This is a genomic window from Sphingopyxis sp. YR583 (genome assembly GCF_900108295.1).
Classification (GTDB): Bacteria; Pseudomonadota; Alphaproteobacteria; order Sphingomonadales; family Sphingomonadaceae; genus Sphingopyxis.
Genome location: NZ_FNWK01000001.1, coordinates 2,520,838 through 2,536,819 on the forward strand (window position 1 = coordinate 2,520,838; position 15,982 = coordinate 2,536,819).

At 65.1% G+C, this 15,982-nt stretch carries 15 protein-coding genes; 10 read left to right on the forward strand and 5 right to left on the reverse strand.

All coding sequences use genetic code 11. The annotated features are described in order from the left end of the window. The first annotated feature begins 78 nt into the window (after nt 1–78). The 3 genes from BLW56_RS11595 to BLW56_RS11605 all read left to right on the forward strand — a co-directional run bounded on the left by BLW56_RS11595 (nt 79) and on the right by BLW56_RS11605 (nt 3,537). Nucleotides 79–987, forward strand: coding sequence for a sulfite exporter TauE/SafE family protein (locus BLW56_RS11595; RefSeq protein ID WP_093510624.1), 909 nt, complete (start codon nt 79–81; stop codon nt 985–987). Continuing rightward, nucleotides 984–1,754, forward strand: coding sequence for a TIGR02186 family protein (locus BLW56_RS11600; RefSeq protein WP_093510625.1), 771 nt, complete (start codon nt 984–986; stop codon nt 1,752–1,754). The genes BLW56_RS11595 and BLW56_RS11600 overlap by 4 nt, the downstream gene beginning before the upstream one ends. Before the next feature lie 70 nt (nt 1,755–1,824). Then, the gene (locus BLW56_RS11605; protein ID WP_177175922.1) at nt 1,825–3,537 is read left to right on the forward strand and encodes an ATP-binding protein; all 1,713 of its coding nucleotides are present in this window, start codon (nt 1,825–1,827) and stop codon (nt 3,535–3,537) included. A gap of 128 nt (nt 3,538–3,665) precedes the next feature. Here BLW56_RS11605 and BLW56_RS11610 read toward each other — a convergent pair whose 3' ends face one another. Next, the gene (locus BLW56_RS11610) at nt 3,666–4,052 is read right to left on the reverse strand and encodes a VOC family protein (RefSeq protein ID WP_093510626.1); all 387 of its coding nucleotides are present in this window, start codon (nt 4,050–4,052) and stop codon (nt 3,666–3,668) included. A gap of 42 nt (nt 4,053–4,094) precedes the next feature. Beyond that, a complete protein-coding gene (locus BLW56_RS11615; RefSeq protein WP_093510939.1) occupies nt 4,095–5,228 on the reverse strand; it encodes a cell wall hydrolase in 1,134 nt (377 codons plus the stop codon). Nucleotides 5,229–5,387: 159 nt separating this feature from the next. Between BLW56_RS11615 and BLW56_RS11620 the strand changes: the two genes are divergently transcribed. Further along, on the forward strand, nt 5,388–5,894 hold the full coding sequence (locus tag BLW56_RS11620; RefSeq protein WP_218140507.1) for a hypothetical protein: 507 nt from the start codon (nt 5,388–5,390) through the stop codon (nt 5,892–5,894). 21 nt (nt 5,895–5,915) lie between these two features. Here the strand turns inward: BLW56_RS11620 and dmeF are convergent, their stop codons facing one another. Together dmeF and BLW56_RS11630 are read right to left on the reverse strand one after the other, a co-directional pair. Continuing rightward, complete coding sequence (dmeF, locus tag BLW56_RS11625) at nt 5,916–6,851, reverse strand: CDF family Co(II)/Ni(II) efflux transporter DmeF (protein ID WP_093510628.1); 936 nt, start codon at nt 6,849–6,851, stop codon at nt 5,916–5,918. A 26-nt stretch (nt 6,852–6,877) separates the two neighbouring features. Next, nucleotides 6,878–7,717 carry an ABC transporter ATP-binding protein gene (locus BLW56_RS11630; protein WP_093510629.1) on the reverse strand — a complete coding sequence of 280 codons (840 nt, stop codon included), beginning with the start codon at nt 7,715–7,717 and terminating at the stop codon, nt 6,878–6,880. A 199-nt stretch (nt 7,718–7,916) separates the two neighbouring features. On the opposite strand from BLW56_RS11630, the gene rimP reads away from it, so the two are divergent. The 6 genes from rimP to rbfA are packed head-to-tail and all read left to right on the forward strand — an operon-like array spanning nt 7,917 to nt 14,452. Then, the gene (gene rimP / locus BLW56_RS11635) at nt 7,917–8,462 is read left to right on the forward strand and encodes a ribosome maturation protein RimP (protein WP_093510630.1); all 546 of its coding nucleotides are present in this window, start codon (nt 7,917–7,919) and stop codon (nt 8,460–8,462) included. After that, entirely contained in the window at nt 8,462–10,090 is a 1,629-nt protein-coding gene (gene nusA, locus BLW56_RS11640) for a transcription termination factor NusA (RefSeq protein ID WP_093510631.1), read from the forward strand. The genes rimP and nusA overlap by 1 nt, the downstream gene beginning before the upstream one ends. Beyond that, nucleotides 10,071–10,865 (forward strand): DUF448 domain-containing protein, encoded by a 795-nt coding sequence (locus tag BLW56_RS11645; RefSeq protein ID WP_093510632.1) that lies wholly within the window; start codon nt 10,071–10,073, stop codon nt 10,863–10,865. Before nusA ends, BLW56_RS11645 begins: the two co-directional genes overlap by 20 nt. 17 nt (nt 10,866–10,882) lie before the next feature. Beyond that, nucleotides 10,883–13,444 carry a translation initiation factor IF-2 gene (infB, locus tag BLW56_RS11650; RefSeq protein ID WP_093510633.1) on the forward strand — a complete coding sequence of 854 codons (2,562 nt, stop codon included), beginning with the start codon at nt 10,883–10,885 and terminating at the stop codon, nt 13,442–13,444. A gap of 36 nt (nt 13,445–13,480) precedes the next feature. Next, nucleotides 13,481–14,032 carry a DUF1697 domain-containing protein gene (locus tag BLW56_RS11655; RefSeq protein ID WP_093510634.1) on the forward strand — a complete coding sequence of 184 codons (552 nt, stop codon included), beginning with the start codon at nt 13,481–13,483 and terminating at the stop codon, nt 14,030–14,032. 3 nt (nt 14,033–14,035) lie between these two features. Continuing rightward, nucleotides 14,036–14,452, forward strand: coding sequence for a 30S ribosome-binding factor RbfA (gene rbfA / locus BLW56_RS11660; RefSeq protein ID WP_093510635.1), 417 nt, complete (start codon nt 14,036–14,038; stop codon nt 14,450–14,452). A gap of 36 nt (nt 14,453–14,488) precedes the next feature. On the opposite strand, the gene BLW56_RS11665 is transcribed toward rbfA, so the two are convergent. After that, entirely contained in the window at nt 14,489–15,910 is a 1,422-nt protein-coding gene (locus tag BLW56_RS11665) for a WS/DGAT/MGAT family O-acyltransferase (RefSeq protein WP_093510636.1), read from the reverse strand. Nucleotides 15,911–15,982: the final 72 nt, after the last annotated feature.

Here is a 15,982-nt window from a genome sequence, read left to right on the forward strand (position 1 = left end):
GATTCCCCGCCGCGATAAAATGCTCTAGGGTCGCGGGACTCGGCGCAGTTTTACGCCGCTGATACGCTTTCGGGGCCCATGGATCTTTACCTCCCAGTCGCCAATCTTTCGGTCAATGCGCTGGTGATCATCCTGCTGGGTGGCGGGGTGGGTTTCCTGTCGGGCATGTTCGGCGTTGGCGGCGGGTTCCTGACAACGCCGCTGCTGATCTTTTACGGCATCCCGCCGACGGTCGCGGCGGCATCGGCGGCGACGCAGGTGACCGGCGCAAGCGTGTCGGGGGTGATGGCGCATCTCGAGCGCGGCGGGGTCGATCTGAGGATGGGCGGCGTGCTTGTCGCGGGCGGCCTTATCGGCTCGCTGATCGGTGCCGGGCTGTTCGAACTGCTCACCTCCTGGGGCCAGATCGATACGGTGATCAACATCCTGTATGTCGCGCTGCTCGGGACCGTGGGTACGTTCATGGGGCGCGAAGCCTGGGGCAGCTTTCGCGCCGCGCAGGACGGGCTGCCTGCGCCGGCGCGCAAGCGGCGCCATCATCCGATGGTCGCGAACCTGCCGCTCCGCTGGCGCTTCTATCGCTCGGGCCTTTATATCTCGCCGCTTGCGCCGCTTCTGCTCGGCATCATCGGGGGGGTGCTGACGATGCTGCTCGGCGTCGGCGGCGGATTCATCATGGTGCCCGCGATGCTCTATCTTCTCGGCATGGGCACGCAGGTCGTCGTTGGCACGTCGCTGTACCAGATCTTGTTCGTGACGATCGCGACGACAATGGTCCACGCCATGACGACCGGCGCGGTCGACATCGTGCTGGCGGGGTTGCTGCTGCTCGGAAGCGTCGTCGGCGCACAGATCGGTGCGCGTTTCGCGCAAAAGGTGAAGCCCGAATATCTGCGTATGGCGCTCGCGGCGATCGTGCTGCTCGTCGCGCTGCGCATGGGGGTCGACCTCTTCATCCGCCCCGAAGAAATCTACACGGTGCAATGATCGCGCTGCGCGCCTTGCTCGTCGCTCTCGCAGCTCTGTTGCTGCCAGCGCACGCGCATGCCGCCGATCCGCGGCTGGTGCCCGACGTGTCGAGCCGCGCGATCGATATCCAGTACAGCTTCACCGGTGAGGAATTGCTGTTGTTCGGTGCGATTCTCTATCCGGGTCAGCGGCTGCCCGACGACCGCGCCGACATCGTCGTCGTGCTGAAAGGACCCGTGCGGCCGATCGTGTTGCGCGAAAAGCGGCGTGTTGCGGGGATCTGGGTCAACGCCAGCAGCATTCGACTGCGGACCTCACCGGGGTTCTACGCGATCGGATCGTCGCGCCCGATCGACAAGCTGGTCGACGAGCGCACCGCGGCGATCTTCGAACTCGGCCTCGCCAATCTGTCGATGTCGCCCAGCGGATTTTCGGAGGCAAAGAAGCTTGAACGCTTCGAGGCGGGCCTGACCGACCTCTATCGCCGCTCGGGTCTGTTCGTCGAAAACCCCTCGGCGGTCGAAATCACCGAAGGCGTACTCTATCGTGCGCGCATCCCTGTGCCTGCCCGCGTCCCGGTGGGGACCTATCGCGCCGAAACCTATCTGATCAGCCGCGGGCGGGTGCTCGCCGTCGCATCGCGCGACGTCCAGATCCGCAAGGCTGGTTTCGAACGCTTCGTCGCTCTCGCGGCGCAGCAGCACGGCTTTCTCTACGGCCTTTCCGCGGTGTTCCTGTCGCTGGTGCTCGGTTACGGCGCGTCGGCTATTTTCCGTCGCCGCTAGCCATCATTCACGGCCTATTTACCCTCTGCTGCGATACCCGGCCCGGGATCATAACAGGCGGGGCGGATACATGGATATGCAGGGCGGCGGATTCAGCGCCGGTGATTTGACGGCGGCGCAGCACGTCAGGCTCGCGGGCGGCGGTGTGGCAGCGCCGGTGGCGCCAGTCGCAAACCATCATCGCGACGATCTGATGATCGGCGAAGTCGTCGATATTTCGGGGTCGGCGTCGCGCATCCTTCTCGATGCAACGGTGATCGGCAAATTGTCGTCGTCCAGCGATGCCGCGGTCGCAATGGCGGGGCAGGTCGGGGCACAGGTCAAGGTGCGTGTCGGCAATATCTGGCTGATCGCCAGCATCCGCGACCAGCAACTGCACGAGCGCGGCGAAGGGCTGATCGTTGCGACGATCGACTTCCTCGGCGAAGGCGAAGAAGAAAAGATTACGGGTCGCATCCACAATTTCCGGCGCGGTGTGACGCGCTACCCGATCCCGGGTAGCCAGGTCTTTGCCGCGACCAGCGCCGATCTCAAGCAGATATACGCCGCCGACGAGCGCGCGCATGTCGAAATCGGTACCGTCTACCCGACCAAGGATATTCGCGGATCGCTCTATGTCGATGCGATGCTCGGCAAGCATTTCGCGCTGCTCGGCTCGACCGGTACGGGTAAATCGACCAGCGCCGCGCTGATCCTGCACAAGATTTGCGAACTCGCGCCGCAGGGCCATATCGTGATGGTCGACCCGCACGGCGAATATTCGGCTGCTTTCAAGGGCACCGGCGCGCTGTTCGACGTCGACAATCTCGCCATGCCCTATTGGCTGATGAATTTCGAAGAACATTGCGAAGTGTTCGTCACCGCCGAAGGCCGCGACCGTCAGGCCGACTGCGATGTTCTCGCGCGCTGCCTGCTCCAGGCGCGAACGAAGAACCGGCTCGCCGAGGGCATGACGAAGATCACGGTCGATTCGCCGATCCCCTATCTGCTTTCGGACCTGCTCAACATCCTGCAGAACGAGATGGGCAAGCTCGACAAGGCGACCTCGTCCGCGCCGTTCATGCGCATCAAGGGCAAGATCGAGGAAATGCGCGCCGATCCGCGCTATAATTTCATGTTCTCGGGCATGCTCGTCGCCGACACGATGGCGGGTTTTCTCGGCAAGATCTTCCGCCTGCCGTCGGACGGCCGGCCGATCTCGATCATCGACGTGTCGGGCGTTCCGTCCGATATTACCGGCGTGGTCGTCGCGGTGCTGTCGCGCCTGATCTTCGACTATGCGATCTGGTCGCGCGGCGAGCCGCAGCGCCCGATCCTGCTCGTCTGCGAAGAGGCGCATCGCTATATTCCGTCGAAGGACACCGGGCAGGGACAGGCGGTTCGCAAGATCCTTGAGCGGATCGCGAAGGAAGGCCGTAAATATGGCGTGTCGCTGGGCCTCATCACCCAGCGTCCGTCGGATCTTGCCGAAGGTGTGCTTTCGCAGTGCGGCACGATCATCTCGATGCGTCTCAACAACGAACGCGACCAGCATTTCGTGAAGGCTGCGATGCCCGAAGGCGCGCGCGGCTTCATCGATTCGATCCCGGCGCTGCGCAACCGCGAATGCATCGTCTGCGGCGAAGGCGTGTCGATCCCGATCCGCGTCTATCTCGACACGCTCGAGGAAGAAAAGCGGCCCGCGTCAAGCGATCCGCTCTTCTCGAAGCTGTGGCGCGAAACCGGCGGCGAAGCCGAAATCCTCGAACGCGTCGTCAAGCGCTGGCGCAGCCAGGGACGTTGATTATCTTCGCCTGACGGCGGACGCGGCACCGGCCCGCTCCCCCACCCGGCCTCCCATTACAGGATACTCTGTGGGGGGCCGGGTGGGGGAGCGGGCCGGTGCCGCGTCCGCCTCAGCGGATAGAGGATTCAACTCGTCGGCGGCTCCCAAAGCTCGATCGGATTGCCTTCGGGGTCGTGGACGCGCGCAAATCGCCCGGTCGCCGGATCGTCCCATTCGTCCTTGGTGATGATCTCGTCACCCGCCTCGCGGAACGGCGCCAGCGCGGCGTCGAGATCGTCGACGCGCAGGTTCAGCATATGCTGTCTGTCGGCAGGGAAATAATCGGTGTCGGCCTTGAAGGGCGCGAAAACCAGCGGTCCCGCCGTGACATTCCAGACCCATTGGTTAGGCGGCACGCTGTCGTCGGCGCTGCATCCGCCGCCGACACCCAGCCGTTCGCGGTACCAGGCGCTGAGCGCCTCGGGATCGCGCGCCCGGAAAAACAATCCGCCGATGCCTTTGACATGTCCCATGCTGGCCTCCCGTTATGATTGGGACAGCCTAAGCCGAAAGGCTCAGCCTTTCCACTCCCCGCTTTTGCTGAATTCCTCGCGGATCTGCCCCGACTGGTTGAGCCGCGGATCGGTGTAAGACGGCGCTGCCACGGGCGGGGCGGCCGATGGGGTGGTGGTTGGTGCGGCGGGCGTGAGCGTACCGGGTAACGGCGCCGGCGCGACGTCGGGAAGCGGCGCGCCGGTGCCCGTGAGCATCGGCGCGGGGCCTGCTCCGGGTGGAAGGCCCTGACCCTTGAGGATCGCGAGCTGCTGCGCGAGCGGCAGATAGGGGCCGGGAACGGGCTCGCGGCCCAGATAGAGCGCGCGAAATGCGTCGGGCATGCCCCAGCGGCCGCGCCAGCGGTGGAAGATATGCGCGCCGACGATATTGGTCATCACCAGGCTCTTGCCCCAGCGCGGCCAGATCGCCTGCGTATGATAATGGGTCGCGAGCCCGACCTTGGGGAAGACATAGCCGCCGAGCGCCGCCGAGGCGATGCGGCTGGCGCGCAGCCAGTTGCGCCGTTCGGGCGTGCGCGCCATCGCGCCGTCGCAGCTGAAAGTGAACTGGCACACGCCCGCGCGCTGCGAGCCCTGGAAAACGACCCCGCACACGGTGTTCGGGAAACTCGGGTGGCGCACGCGGTTGATCACCGTCTGCGCGACCCCGCGCATCCCGTCGTCGGTTTCCGACGCCGCTTCATAATATATGGCGGCGGTCAGGCAGTAATGCGCACGCTCGCGGTCGAGCGCGGTGACCCCTTGGAAAACATAGGGTTTCGCGGGCGGCCCCACGAAAGCCTCGTCGCGCAGCATGGCGGGGTCGGTCGGCGGCATCGCCGCAGCGTCGCCATAACCGACGCTGTCGGGGTTAGGCAAAGTCGGGTCGATCTTCAGCGCTTCGGCGTAATCCTCGGCATTCATGATCGCCCAGCGTTCGGGATCATAGGCTTTGAAGCTCAACGGCACCGATACGCTGTAGGGACCGAAGAATCGGGGAGCGCGAAACGGTCCGCTCGTCAGCACGAAGGCGAGACAGGCGACCGAAACCACCGCGATGATCGCCGCCCAAAAGGCGCGCCCCGGCCCCGCCGGCTTTTCCGGCACGGGGTCACGCCACGTCGAGCGGGCGGTCAAGGACAGTTCGGGCTTCATGCGTGTGTCAAATTCCATCCCCGTCGCGCGCGATTCGCGGTCGCGGGGTCGATTTGCCTTATACGCTGAAACGCCAACAAAATGTTTCATCCTCGTCCGCCGCATCGACAAGGCATGGGCCCATTAGCCAAGCGTTGAGGTTCTCGCGTTAAATCGGCGGTGATGACCGACACCGTTCCATCCTATCGGCGCAGCGCGCGGACCGATTTTCGGATGTGGCTGCTGCTCACCTTCGGTCTTTTCTTTTTCTGGGCGGGTTCGACGATCGATCCGGCCGACAATTGCAGCGACGACGGGCGCGAGTGCGCGCCTTGGCTGGTGCCGCTGGCGCAGGCCATCGGGGCGCTGGTCGCGCTCGGCGCGGGTCTCAAGATGCTCGCCAACCCGAACCGCGGCAGTTTCATCGACCCTGCGACGGGCGACCTTGTCTGGTGGCAGGGACGCATCGGCGCGAGCGGCGGCGACGAGGGGCGTATTCACCCGTCGCGTATCGGCAAGCTTCGTATCGTCCGGCAGGACGAAAGCGACGACGAGGTTCATCTCTATGATCTGGAAGGGGCGCGGCTCTTCTGGTTCGATCAGGAAGTGATCCCGTGGCCTTACGAGCGCTGGGCGGAACGCCTCGCGGCACGCTGGCCGCATATCGAGGTCGAGCGGGTCGATTAGGCGTCGGCGGCCGGCGCCGCGTCAGCGGATCTCGACCGTCAGATGTTCGATTTCATGGACCTGTTTGACCCGGGCACAGATCGCATCGCGCGTCGCGCCGACGACGCTGATGATCGCCGAATGCGCACCGGGGCCAACCCGCCAGACATGCAGGTCGATGATCTTCACGTCGCCGGGTGCTTCGACAAGCGCGCGGATTTCGTCCTCCAGCTTTGTGTCGGTCGCGTCGAGGAGCACCGCGCCGGTGTCGCGTATCAGCGACCAGGACCAGACCGCGATCACGATCGCCCCCACGACGCCCATCGCAGGATCGAGCCAAACCCACCCAAGATAGCGCCCGCCGAGCAATGCGGCGATCGCGAGCACCGAGGTCAGCGCGTCGGCGACGACGTGCAGATAGGCCGAGCGGAGATTATTGTCCTTCTCATGGGCGTGATCGTGCGCATGACCATGATGGTCGTGCTCATGGCTGTGCGCATGTCCGTGCCCGTGATCGTGACCATGGCCGAGCAGCAAGGCGCTGACGATATTCACGCCGAGGCCGATCACCGCGATGACCGTTGCCTCGCCGAACTCGACCGGGCTGGGATTGACGAGACGGATGGCCGATTCATACGCGATGCCGAGTGCGACGATGCCGAGCACGAGCGCCGAGGCAAAGCCCGCGAGGTCGCCGACCTTGCCGGTGCCAAAGCTGTAGCGGCGGCCGTGGGCGTGGCGCTTCGCATAGGCATAGGCGATCGCGGCAATACCGAGCGCGCCCGCGTGTGTCGCCATATGGAAGCCGTCGGCAAGCAGCGCCATCGAGTTGAATGCAAGGCCCGCGGCGATCTCGCCGACCATCATCACCGCAGTAAGCGCAACCACCCACAAAGTGCGGCGGGCATTTTCGTCATGGCGTTTGCCAAGGAAGACATGGTCGTGGGCCAGCGCCTCTATTTCGCTATCGAACGACATGGACGCCTGCCTATCCGATGGAAAAATTATGGCAAGTGACGGATGGCGGCGTCGTACCAGTCGCCTCGCGACGTGACCTCGATCGGCAGGCCGAAAAGGCCGGTCAGCGTTTCGCTCGTCAAGAGCTCTCCTTTCGCGCCGTCGCGGTCGAGCCGCCCGCCGCGCAGCATGATGATGCGGTCGATCTCCGGCAGGATTTCCTCGATATGGTGCGTGATGAGCAGCAGCGTGATGCCCGTGCGTGCGATCCCGCGCAGCATGTCGAGGAAGTGATGCCGCGCTGCGGGGTCGAGTCCGGCGCATGGCTCGTCGAGCAGCAGCGCGTGCGGCCGGTGCGCAAGCGCGCGGGCGATGAGGACGCGGCGGGCTTCGCCCGTTGAAAGGCTCGCCATGCTGCGTCCGATCAGGTGGCTGGCACCGGCATCCTCCAACGCGGCGAGCGATGCGTCGACCATCTCGCGCGTATAATGCTGATGCGCCCAGAGGCCGCGCGAGGCGAAAAAGCCGGAGACGACGCAGTCGAGCGCTTCGAGCGGCGGGTCGGCATCGAAATCGAGCTGTTCGGTCGTGGATACGATCCCGAGCAGTTTGCGAAGGTCGAAAACATTCCAGCTATCCTGCCCGAAAATCCGGACGTCGGCGCCATAGGCCGGATAGAGCTGGCGCGTGATCAGCTTGACCAGCGTCGACTTGCCCGATCCGTTGGCGCCCAGGATGGCGGCACTTTCGCCCGCGCCGATGGTCAGCGCCGGAAGGTCCAGGATACATGCGTCGTCCGCCATGACGCGAACATTGGCGATCGAAAGCAAGGCTTCGGCAGGAGATGCCGCGGCGGGCGGCTGCGGCGGCGTGGTGGTTTCCGTCATGCCCGCCCTTTTGCCCAGCTCGCGGCGCGGGGCAAGCGCCGGCGTCGTTCCCGATCTTCCATTCTCCCCTTGCCGACTCACGAGCCAAAGCCTATATGCGCCCTACTTCTTGACATGGTTAGCCAGTTGGGACGTCGGGGCCGCGGGCCGCGACGGCTATACCCACATGCTTTCCGGTCATCCGGATTGGAAACATAGCTTGGTCGATTTCGACACCCTCAATGCGATCATCGCGCCCGAAGCCGAGGCGATGGGCCTTGCGCTCGTGCGCGTCGCCTTTTTTGGCGGCGAGAGCGACCCGACGCTGCAGGTGATGGCCGAGCGGCCCGAAACGCGCCAGCTGACGATCGACGATTGCGCCGACCTGTCGCGCCGCATCTCGGATCGGCTCGACGCGCTTGAGGAAGCGGGCAAGGATCCGATCGATGCCGCCTACCGGCTCGAAGTCTCGTCGCCCGGCATCGACCGGCCGCTGACGCGCCGCGCCGACTTCGCAGACTGGGCGGGGCACGAGGCGAAGATCGCGCTCAAGGAAAAGCGCGACGGTCGCCAGCGCTTCAACGGCGAGCTGATCGGTATCGACGGCGATGTCGTCACGATTTCGGATAAGGAAGGTGTGGAGCACAAGCTGCCGTTCGACGCGATCGACACCGCAAAGCTGGTTCTCACCGACAAATTGATTGCCGCAACCGTCCCGCTCTCGATCGAGGGCGCCGACGAAATGGAAGAAGAAGGACAGGACTGATGGCCACTGCCATTTCCGCCAACAAGGCCGAACTCCTCGCGATTGCCAACAGCGTCGCCAGCGAGAAGATGATCGACAAGGGCATCGTCATCGAGGCCATCGAGGAAGCGATCCAGCGCGCCGCGCGCGCCCGTTACGGCGCCGAGAACGACATTCGTGCGAAGCTCGATGCGCAGACCGGCGACCTTCGCTTGTGGCGCGTCGTGGAAGTGGTCGAACAGGTCGAGGATTATTTCAAGCAGGTCGATCTGGCTGCCGGCCAGAAGCTGCAGAAGGACGCCAAGATCGGCGACTTCATCGTCGACCCGCTGCCGGCGGTCGACCTTGGCCGCATCGACGCCCAGTCGGCGAAGCAGGTGATCTTCCAGAAGGTCCGCGAAGCCGATCGCGAGCGCCAGTACGCCGAATTCAAGGACCGCGCGGGTGAGATCATCACCGGCGTCGTGAAGTCGGTCGAATTCGGCCACATCGTCGTCAACCTCGGCCGCGCCGAAGGCGTCATCCGCCGCGACCAGCAGATCCCGCGCGAACTGATGCGCGTCGGCGACCGCGTCCGCGCGCTGATCCTGTCGGTGCGCAGCGAAACGCGCGGCCCGCAGATTTTCCTCAGCCGCGCGCACCCCGACTTCATGAAGAAGCTGTTCGCGCAGGAAGTCCCCGAAATCTACGACGGCATCATCGAGATCAAGGCCGCCGCCCGTGATCCGGGTTCGCGCGCGAAGATCGGCGTGATCAGCTATGACGGTTCGATCGACCCCGTCGGCGCATGCGTCGGCATGAAGGGCAGCCGCGTCCAGGCGGTCGTCCAGGAAATGCAGGGCGAAAAGATCGACATCATTCCCTGGTCCGAAGACACCGCGACCTTCGTCGTCAACGCGCTCCAGCCTGCAACGGTGCAGCGCGTCGTCATCGACGAGGATGACAGCCGTATCGAAGTCGTCGTTCCCGATGACCAGCTCAGCCTTGCCATCGGCCGCCGCGGCCAGAATGTTCGTCTCGCCAGCCAGCTCACCGGCAGCCAGATCGACATCATGACCGAGGCCGACGCCAGCGAGAAGCGCCAGCGCGAATTCGTCGAGCGTTCGACGATGTTCCAGGAAGAGCTCGATGTCGACGAAACGCTCGCACAGCTGCTCGTCGCCGAAGGTTTCGGCGAACTCGAAGAAGTCGCCTATGTCTCGATCGACGAACTGGCTAGCATCGAAGGCTTCGACGACGAACTCGCACAGGAACTGCAGAGCCGCGCCGCCGAAGGGCTTGAGCGCCGCGAGGAGGCCTCGCGCGCCCAGCGCCGTGAACTTGGCGTCGAAGATGCGCTCGCCGACATCCCGCACCTGACCGAAGCGATGCTCGTCATCCTCGGCAAGGCGGGGATCAAGACGCTCGACGATCTCGCCGACCTCGCGACCGACGAACTGATCGCCAAGAAGCGCACCGACAACCGTCGTGGCCCGGCGCGCAGCGAGCGCGCCGAGGACAAGGGCGGCGTGCTCGGCGAATATGGCCTGAGCGAAGAGCAGGGCAACGAGATCATCATGGCGGCGCGTGCGCACTGGTTCGACGATGAACCGGAAACTGCGGCGGAGCCGCAAAACGGGGAGGCCGCCGATGCGGACCCCGCGCAATGATCAGCTGACCGAAACCGACCGCGCAAAGGGGCGCGGCCAGCATGTGCCCGAGCGGCGCTGTGTCGTAACCGGTGAGGTTTCGCCGGCGGAGCAGCTCGTGCGCCTGGCGCTTGGCCCCGACAACAGCATTGCCCCCGACGTCCATGCCAAGGCGCCGGGACGCGGCGCGTGGATCGGCGTCGACCGCGTCGCGCTCGAAGCCGCGCAGGCCAAGGGCAAGCTGAAGGGCGGGCTTGCCCGCGCGCTTCACGAAGGCAATATTTCCATCCCCGACGACCTCGGCGAACGGATCGAGGCGCAGTTGATGCGTGCGACGCTTGACCGGTTGGGACTTGAATCGCGTTCGGGCACGCTGATCAGCGGCAATGAAAAGATCGAGCAGGCGGCGCGCCGCGGGCAAGTTCGCCTGCTGCTGCATGCCAGCGACGCGGGCGAGGACGGCCGCAAGAAACTGGCGCAGGCGTGGCGGGTCGGCGAAGAGGACGAAGGCTCCGGCCGCGAAGGGATGATCTTGCCGGTGGACCGGCAATCCCTATCTATGGCATTGGGGCGAGAGAATGCGGTGCATCTGGCGATTGTAGACGCCCGCGCCGCCGACCGGGTGCTGGCGCATTTGAGCCGCTGGCAGTTTTTCACCGGATGGAGTAGGGACGCGGCCAACCGCGTTTCACCTGAGGATTCCCGCTCCGCGGGGGACACGGATCCCCGCAAAGTGGGTGAGGAGATGGCGTCCACGGATTCCGATACGGTTTCCGACGCGTCGGGCGCGTATTGAAGGAAAATAGAGTTTAGATGAGCGACGAACAGGACAAGCCGACCCTTACCCGCAAGCCGCTGGGGCTGAAGCGGACGGTCGAGGCCGGACAGGTGCAGCAGCAATTCAGCCACGGCCGCCGCAATACGGTGGTGGTCGAGGTGAAGCGCCGCCGCGTGCTCGGTCGTCCGGGCGAAGCCGCCCCGGCCCCCGAGGTCGAAGAGGTCGAGGCCGCCCCGGCGCCCGCACCTGCTCCGGCACCTGCGCCCGCGCCGAAGCCTGCCGCGCCCCGCGCCAGCGAGAATGACAGCCTGATGTCGCGTCAGGAACGTCAGGCGCAGCTTCTGCGCGAAGCCGAAGAAGCGCGCATGGCGGCGCTCGAGGAAAATCGCCGCCGCGACGAAGCCGCGCGTGCGCGCGCTGCCGAAGAAGAAAAGGCCCGCGCCGAAGCGCGCGTCGAGCAGGCTGCCGCCAAGGCGGCCGAGCCGGCCCCCGCGGCGCCCGTTGCCGCTGAACCGGCTGCCGTCGAAGCACCCGCTGCAGCCGCCGCTGCCGAGCCGCAGGGCGAAGCGGCTCCGGCTGCGCCGCGACCGGCGACGACCAGCGCCGCTCCGGCGCCGCGCCGCTTTACGCCGGTCGAAGCGCCGAAGCGCCCCGAACCCAAGCGTCCCGAACCGAAAGCGAACCGCGGCACCGACAACCGCCGCCAGTCTGGCAAGCTGACCGTCACGCGCGCGCTCAACGATGACGAGGGCGCACGGGCGCGCAGCCTCGCGGCGCTGAAGCGCGCCCGCGAAAAGGAAAAGCGTTCGCACATGACCTCGTCGGGTCCGCGCGAAAAGCAGGTCCGCGAAGTCGTCGTGCCTGAAAGCATCACGGTGCAGGAACTGGCGAACCGCATGGCCGAAAAGGGCAGCGACCTGGTGAAGGCGCTGTTCAAGATGGGCATGCCCGTCACGATCAACCAGGTAATCGACCAGGATACGGCTGAACTGCTCGTCACCGAATTCGGGCACGAGATCAAGCGCGTCAGCGAAGGCGACATCGACATCCGTCACGATGAAGATGTCGACGATGCCGCGCATCTGAAGCCGCGCGCGCCGGTCGTCACGATCATGGGTCATGTCGATCACGGTAAGACGTCGCTGCTCGACGCGCTGCGCGGCGCGAATGTGCAGGCGGGCGAAGCCGGCGGCATTACGCAGCATATCGGCGCCTATCAGGTGAAGGCAAAGGACGGCAGCGTCATCACCTTCCTCGATACGCCGGGCCACGAAGCCTTTACCGAGATGCGCCAGCGCGGTGCGAATGTCACCGACATCGTCATCCTCGTGGTCGCCGCCGACGACGGGCTGAAGCCGCAGTCGATCGAGGCGATCAACCATGCGAAGGCGGCCGGCGTGCCGATCATCGTCGCGATCAACAAGGTCGACAAGGAAGGCGCGAACCCGCAGCGCGTCCGCGAACGCCTGCTCGAACATGAGCTGGTGGTCGAGGAAATGGGCGGCGACGTCCAGAATGTCGAAGTCTCGGCGCTCAAGAAGACCGGTCTCGACAAGCTGCTCGACGCGATCGCGGTGCAGGCCGAGATCATGGAACTGAAGGCGAACCCGGACCGCGCCGCCGAAGGCACGGTGATCGAGGCCAAGCTCGACAAGGGCCGCGGCCCGGTCGCGACGATCCTCGTCCGCCGCGGCACGCTGAAGGTCGGCGACATCTTCGTCTGCGGCGCCGAAAGCGGCCGCGTTCGTGCGCTCGTCGACGATCATGGCAAGCAAATCAAGGAAGCGACGCCGTCGATGCCGGTCGAAGTCCTCGGTCTCGGCGGTGTGCCGATGGCGGGCGACACGCTGACCGTCGTCGAAAATGAGGCGCGCGCCCGTGAAGTGGCTGCCTATCGTCAGGAACAGGCGACGCGCAAGCGCACCGTCCAGGCGCCGGTCAGCCTCGAAGGCATGTTCGAGGCACTCGCCGACAAGGCGAACGTCATTCAGTATCCGGTGGTCATCAAGGGCGATGTGCAGGGCAGCGTCGAGGCGATCGTCAACGCGCTGAACAAGATATCGACCGACGAGATCAAGGTCCGTGTGCTCCAGTCGGGCGCCGGGGCGATCACCGAAGGCGATGTGACGTTGGCGGCGGCAACGGGGGCGCCGATCATCGGCTTCAACGTCCGCCCGAACGCCAAGGCGCGCGATATCGCGAAGCGCGAAAAGGTACGCTTCATGTATCATGACGTCATCTATCACCTGACCGACGAGGTCCGCAAAGAGATGGCGGGCGAGCTGGGTCCGGAGCGGATCGAAACCGTCGTCGGGCGTGCCGAGGTCAAGGAAGTCTTCCCCGCCGGCAAGCGCGACAAGGCCGCGGGCCTGCTCGTGCTCGAAGGTGTCATTCGCAAGGGGCTCCATGCACGCCTCACGCGCGACGACGTCATCGTGTCGGCGACGACCATCGCGTCGCTCCGCCGTTTCAAGGACGACGTCGCCGAAGTGCGCGCCGGCCTCGAATGCGGTGTCGTGCTGTCGGATACCAACGACATCAAGGCGGGCGACAATCTCGAAGTCTTCGAAGTCGAGCTGCGCGACCGGACGCTCTGACGGGCTTCCGCTCCGCATAGCGGGAAGGGCGGCACCATGGCGCGCTACGTCGCCCTGTTCGGCAGCATCAACGTCGGTGGCAACCGGCTAACGATGGCCGACCTGCGCGCGGCGTTCGAGGCCGAGGGCTTTCGCAATGTCGAGACCGTCGTGGCGAGCGGCAATGTGCTGTTCGACCATGACGCGCGGCCGACGCGCGGGCTCGAGGAGAAATTGTCGATGATGGTCGAGGATCGCTTCGACATGACGAGCGCGGCGCTGGTCCGCAGCCGCGACGAGCTGGCGGCGGCCATTGCCGACAACCCGTTCGCGGGCACCAACGAGGACAGGATCGTCCACACGATGTTCCTCGATGGGCAGCCGACGGGCGAGCAGTTCGAGTCGTTGGCGACCGACCACCGCGTCCGGCCGAACGAGCGTCTCGCGCTCGGCGACCGGGCACTCCACATCGATTTCGGCGACGGGGCGGCGGACAGCAAACTGCATCCGCGCCTGATCGAACGCCGGCTTGGCCACAAGGGCACTGCGCGCAATATGCGCTCGATCGCGCGGATCATCGCGAAACTGGATGAAGAGGCAAGGGGTTAGGCGATGAAAAGCGAAAAGGACCGGAAAAACGATAGCGGCCCGTCGGTTCGCGTACTGCGCGTCGGCGAACAGGTGCGCCACCTTCTCTCCGAAATCCTCGCGCGCGGCGACGTCCATGACGATGTTCTCGCGACCCATCCGGTCAGCATCACCGAAGTCCGCATGTCGCCCGACCTGCGCCACGCGACCGTGTTCGTGAAGCCGCTGCTCGGCAAGGATGAGGACGCGGTGCTCAAGGCGCTGCGCACCAACACCGCCTATCTGCAAAAGACCGTCGCGTCGAAGGTGCGGATGAAATACGCCGCGAAGCTGAAATTCCTCGCGGACGAAAGCTTCGATGAGGCGAGCCACATCGAAAAATTGCTGCGCGATCCGAAGGTGGCGCGCGACCTGGCGAGCGGTGAGGGCGACGAGGCTTGATATCGTCCGGACCCACGGTTTCGGAAGGTCGGCGCCCTATTTTCCCTTCTTGATCCCCGCCGCGGCCTCCAGTTCGACCAGCGCTTCTTCCAGATAGTCGATCATTCGCTGCGCATGCGGTACGCTGCGGCGGCAGGCGGTGATGCCGAAGTCGATATTCTCGAAGTTCGATACCTGGGTGATGTTCATCGCCATGCCGTCGACGGGGATGCTCGCGGGATACATGCCGTCCAATCGCGCGCCGTTCCAGTACATCTGTTCGCGCGGGCCGGGGACGTTCGAGATCGTCACCGAATAGGCCGGGAATTTGTCGGCGGTGCGCGTCAGCGCGGTGAGCATCATCGGAAAGCTGGTGATCGCGGTATAAAGCTGGATCTGCGCCGCGGTCATCGCGCGCAGCTGCGCCTTCGCCGAATTCATCGATTCCTGGATCGCCGCCATGCGCGTCGCCGGATCGTCGATATGCGTCGCGAGATTGGCGGTCACCGACGCGACCGAATTGCCCGAATCGATATCGTCCTTGGGCCGGATCGACACCGGCGCCATGGCTTTCAATGGCTTGTCGGGCAGCTCGTTCAGCGACTGCAGATATTTGCGCATCGCCCCCGCGCACATACCGAGCACCGCGTCGTTGATCGTCCCGTCATAGGCTTTTCCGACGCGGCGCACGCGTTCCAGCGACCAGCTTTGCGCGACGAAGCGCCGCGCGCCGGTGATGTTGCGGTTGAAGCTGGTGCGCGGCACGCCCGCGAAAGGGGTAACGAGCCCTTCGCCGCCGAGACCGAACATTGCCGCGACATATTGGTTGAGCGCCTTGGTCACCCCGACGCTGTTGCCCCATTGCTCCTTCAGAAACTCGCCGATCGCCGCGATATCGGTCAGGCTCGGCCGCGGCGCTTTTTTGGGTGCCGGGAATTTGCGCTTGTACGCCTCATAGGCCTCGACCGAGAGCGGCGAGGCGCTGCGGCGCTCCTTCGGATCGGGCGACAGCATCGAATTATAGAAATGGATGCTGGCGGCGCCGTCCATCAGCGCGTGGTGGATTTTCTTGAAGGTCGCGATCTGGCGGTTCGGCAGGCCCGAGATCAGGGTGATTTCCCACAAGGGGCGCGTCCGGTCGAGTAGCCCCGAATGGAGCCGCGACGCGAGCTCGAACATCTCGCGGTAGCGCCCGGGCTTCGGCAGCGCCGACGCGCGGACATGGTAATGCATGTCGATGTCGCGGTCGGGTTCGAGCCGGATCGGCCCGTACTGGCCGAGCGGAGTCAGCTTCAGCACCTCGCTGAACGGGCGCCGGAGTCCTTCCGACTGGCGCAGCAGCGTGAGCTGTTCGTTGAGCCAGTCGGTCTCGTCGACGTCGTCGGGCAGGGTGTAGAGATTGATCCCGCCGATGTGCATCGGCATCTCGCGGCTTTCGCCCACCAGGAACATCGCATCGCTGATCGGCATCAGGCGCATCGGCAGCTCTCCCCCACTGATTGTGCTGCATTATTGTGCGCAGCATGACAGCGGCGAGGGGGGAGTCAAGCG

Bases quoted from the DNA above. Each gene is read 5' to 3' on its own strand.
- BLW56_RS11595 (WP_093510624.1), top strand. From the start codon at position 79: ATGGATCTTTACCTCCCAGTCGCCAATCTTTCGGTCAATGCGCTGGTG.
- BLW56_RS11600 (WP_093510625.1), top strand. From the start codon at position 984: ATGATCGCGCTGCGCGCCTTGCTCGTCGCTCTCGCAGCTCTGTTGCTG.
- BLW56_RS11605 (WP_177175922.1), top strand. From the start codon at position 1,825: ATGGATATGCAGGGCGGCGGATTCAGCGCCGGTGATTTGACGGCGGCG.
- BLW56_RS11610 (WP_093510626.1), bottom strand. From the start codon at position 4,052: ATGGGACATGTCAAAGGCATCGGCGGATTGTTTTTCCGGGCGCGCGAT.
- BLW56_RS11615 (WP_093510939.1), bottom strand. From the start codon at position 5,228: ATGAAGCCCGAACTGTCCTTGACCGCCCGCTCGACGTGGCGTGACCCC.
- dmeF (WP_093510628.1), bottom strand. From the start codon at position 6,851: ATGTCGTTCGATAGCGAAATAGAGGCGCTGGCCCACGACCATGTCTTC.
- BLW56_RS11630 (WP_093510629.1), bottom strand. From the start codon at position 7,717: ATGACGGAAACCACCACGCCGCCGCAGCCGCCCGCCGCGGCATCTCCT.
- nusA (WP_093510631.1), top strand. From the start codon at position 8,462: ATGGCCACTGCCATTTCCGCCAACAAGGCCGAACTCCTCGCGATTGCC.
- BLW56_RS11645 (WP_093510632.1), top strand. From the start codon at position 10,071: ATGCGGACCCCGCGCAATGATCAGCTGACCGAAACCGACCGCGCAAAG.
- infB (WP_093510633.1), top strand. From the start codon at position 10,883: ATGAGCGACGAACAGGACAAGCCGACCCTTACCCGCAAGCCGCTGGGG.
- BLW56_RS11655 (WP_093510634.1), top strand. From the start codon at position 13,481: ATGGCGCGCTACGTCGCCCTGTTCGGCAGCATCAACGTCGGTGGCAAC.
- rbfA (WP_093510635.1), top strand. From the start codon at position 14,036: ATGAAAAGCGAAAAGGACCGGAAAAACGATAGCGGCCCGTCGGTTCGC.
- BLW56_RS11665 (WP_093510636.1), bottom strand. From the start codon at position 15,910: ATGCGCCTGATGCCGATCAGCGATGCGATGTTCCTGGTGGGCGAAAGC.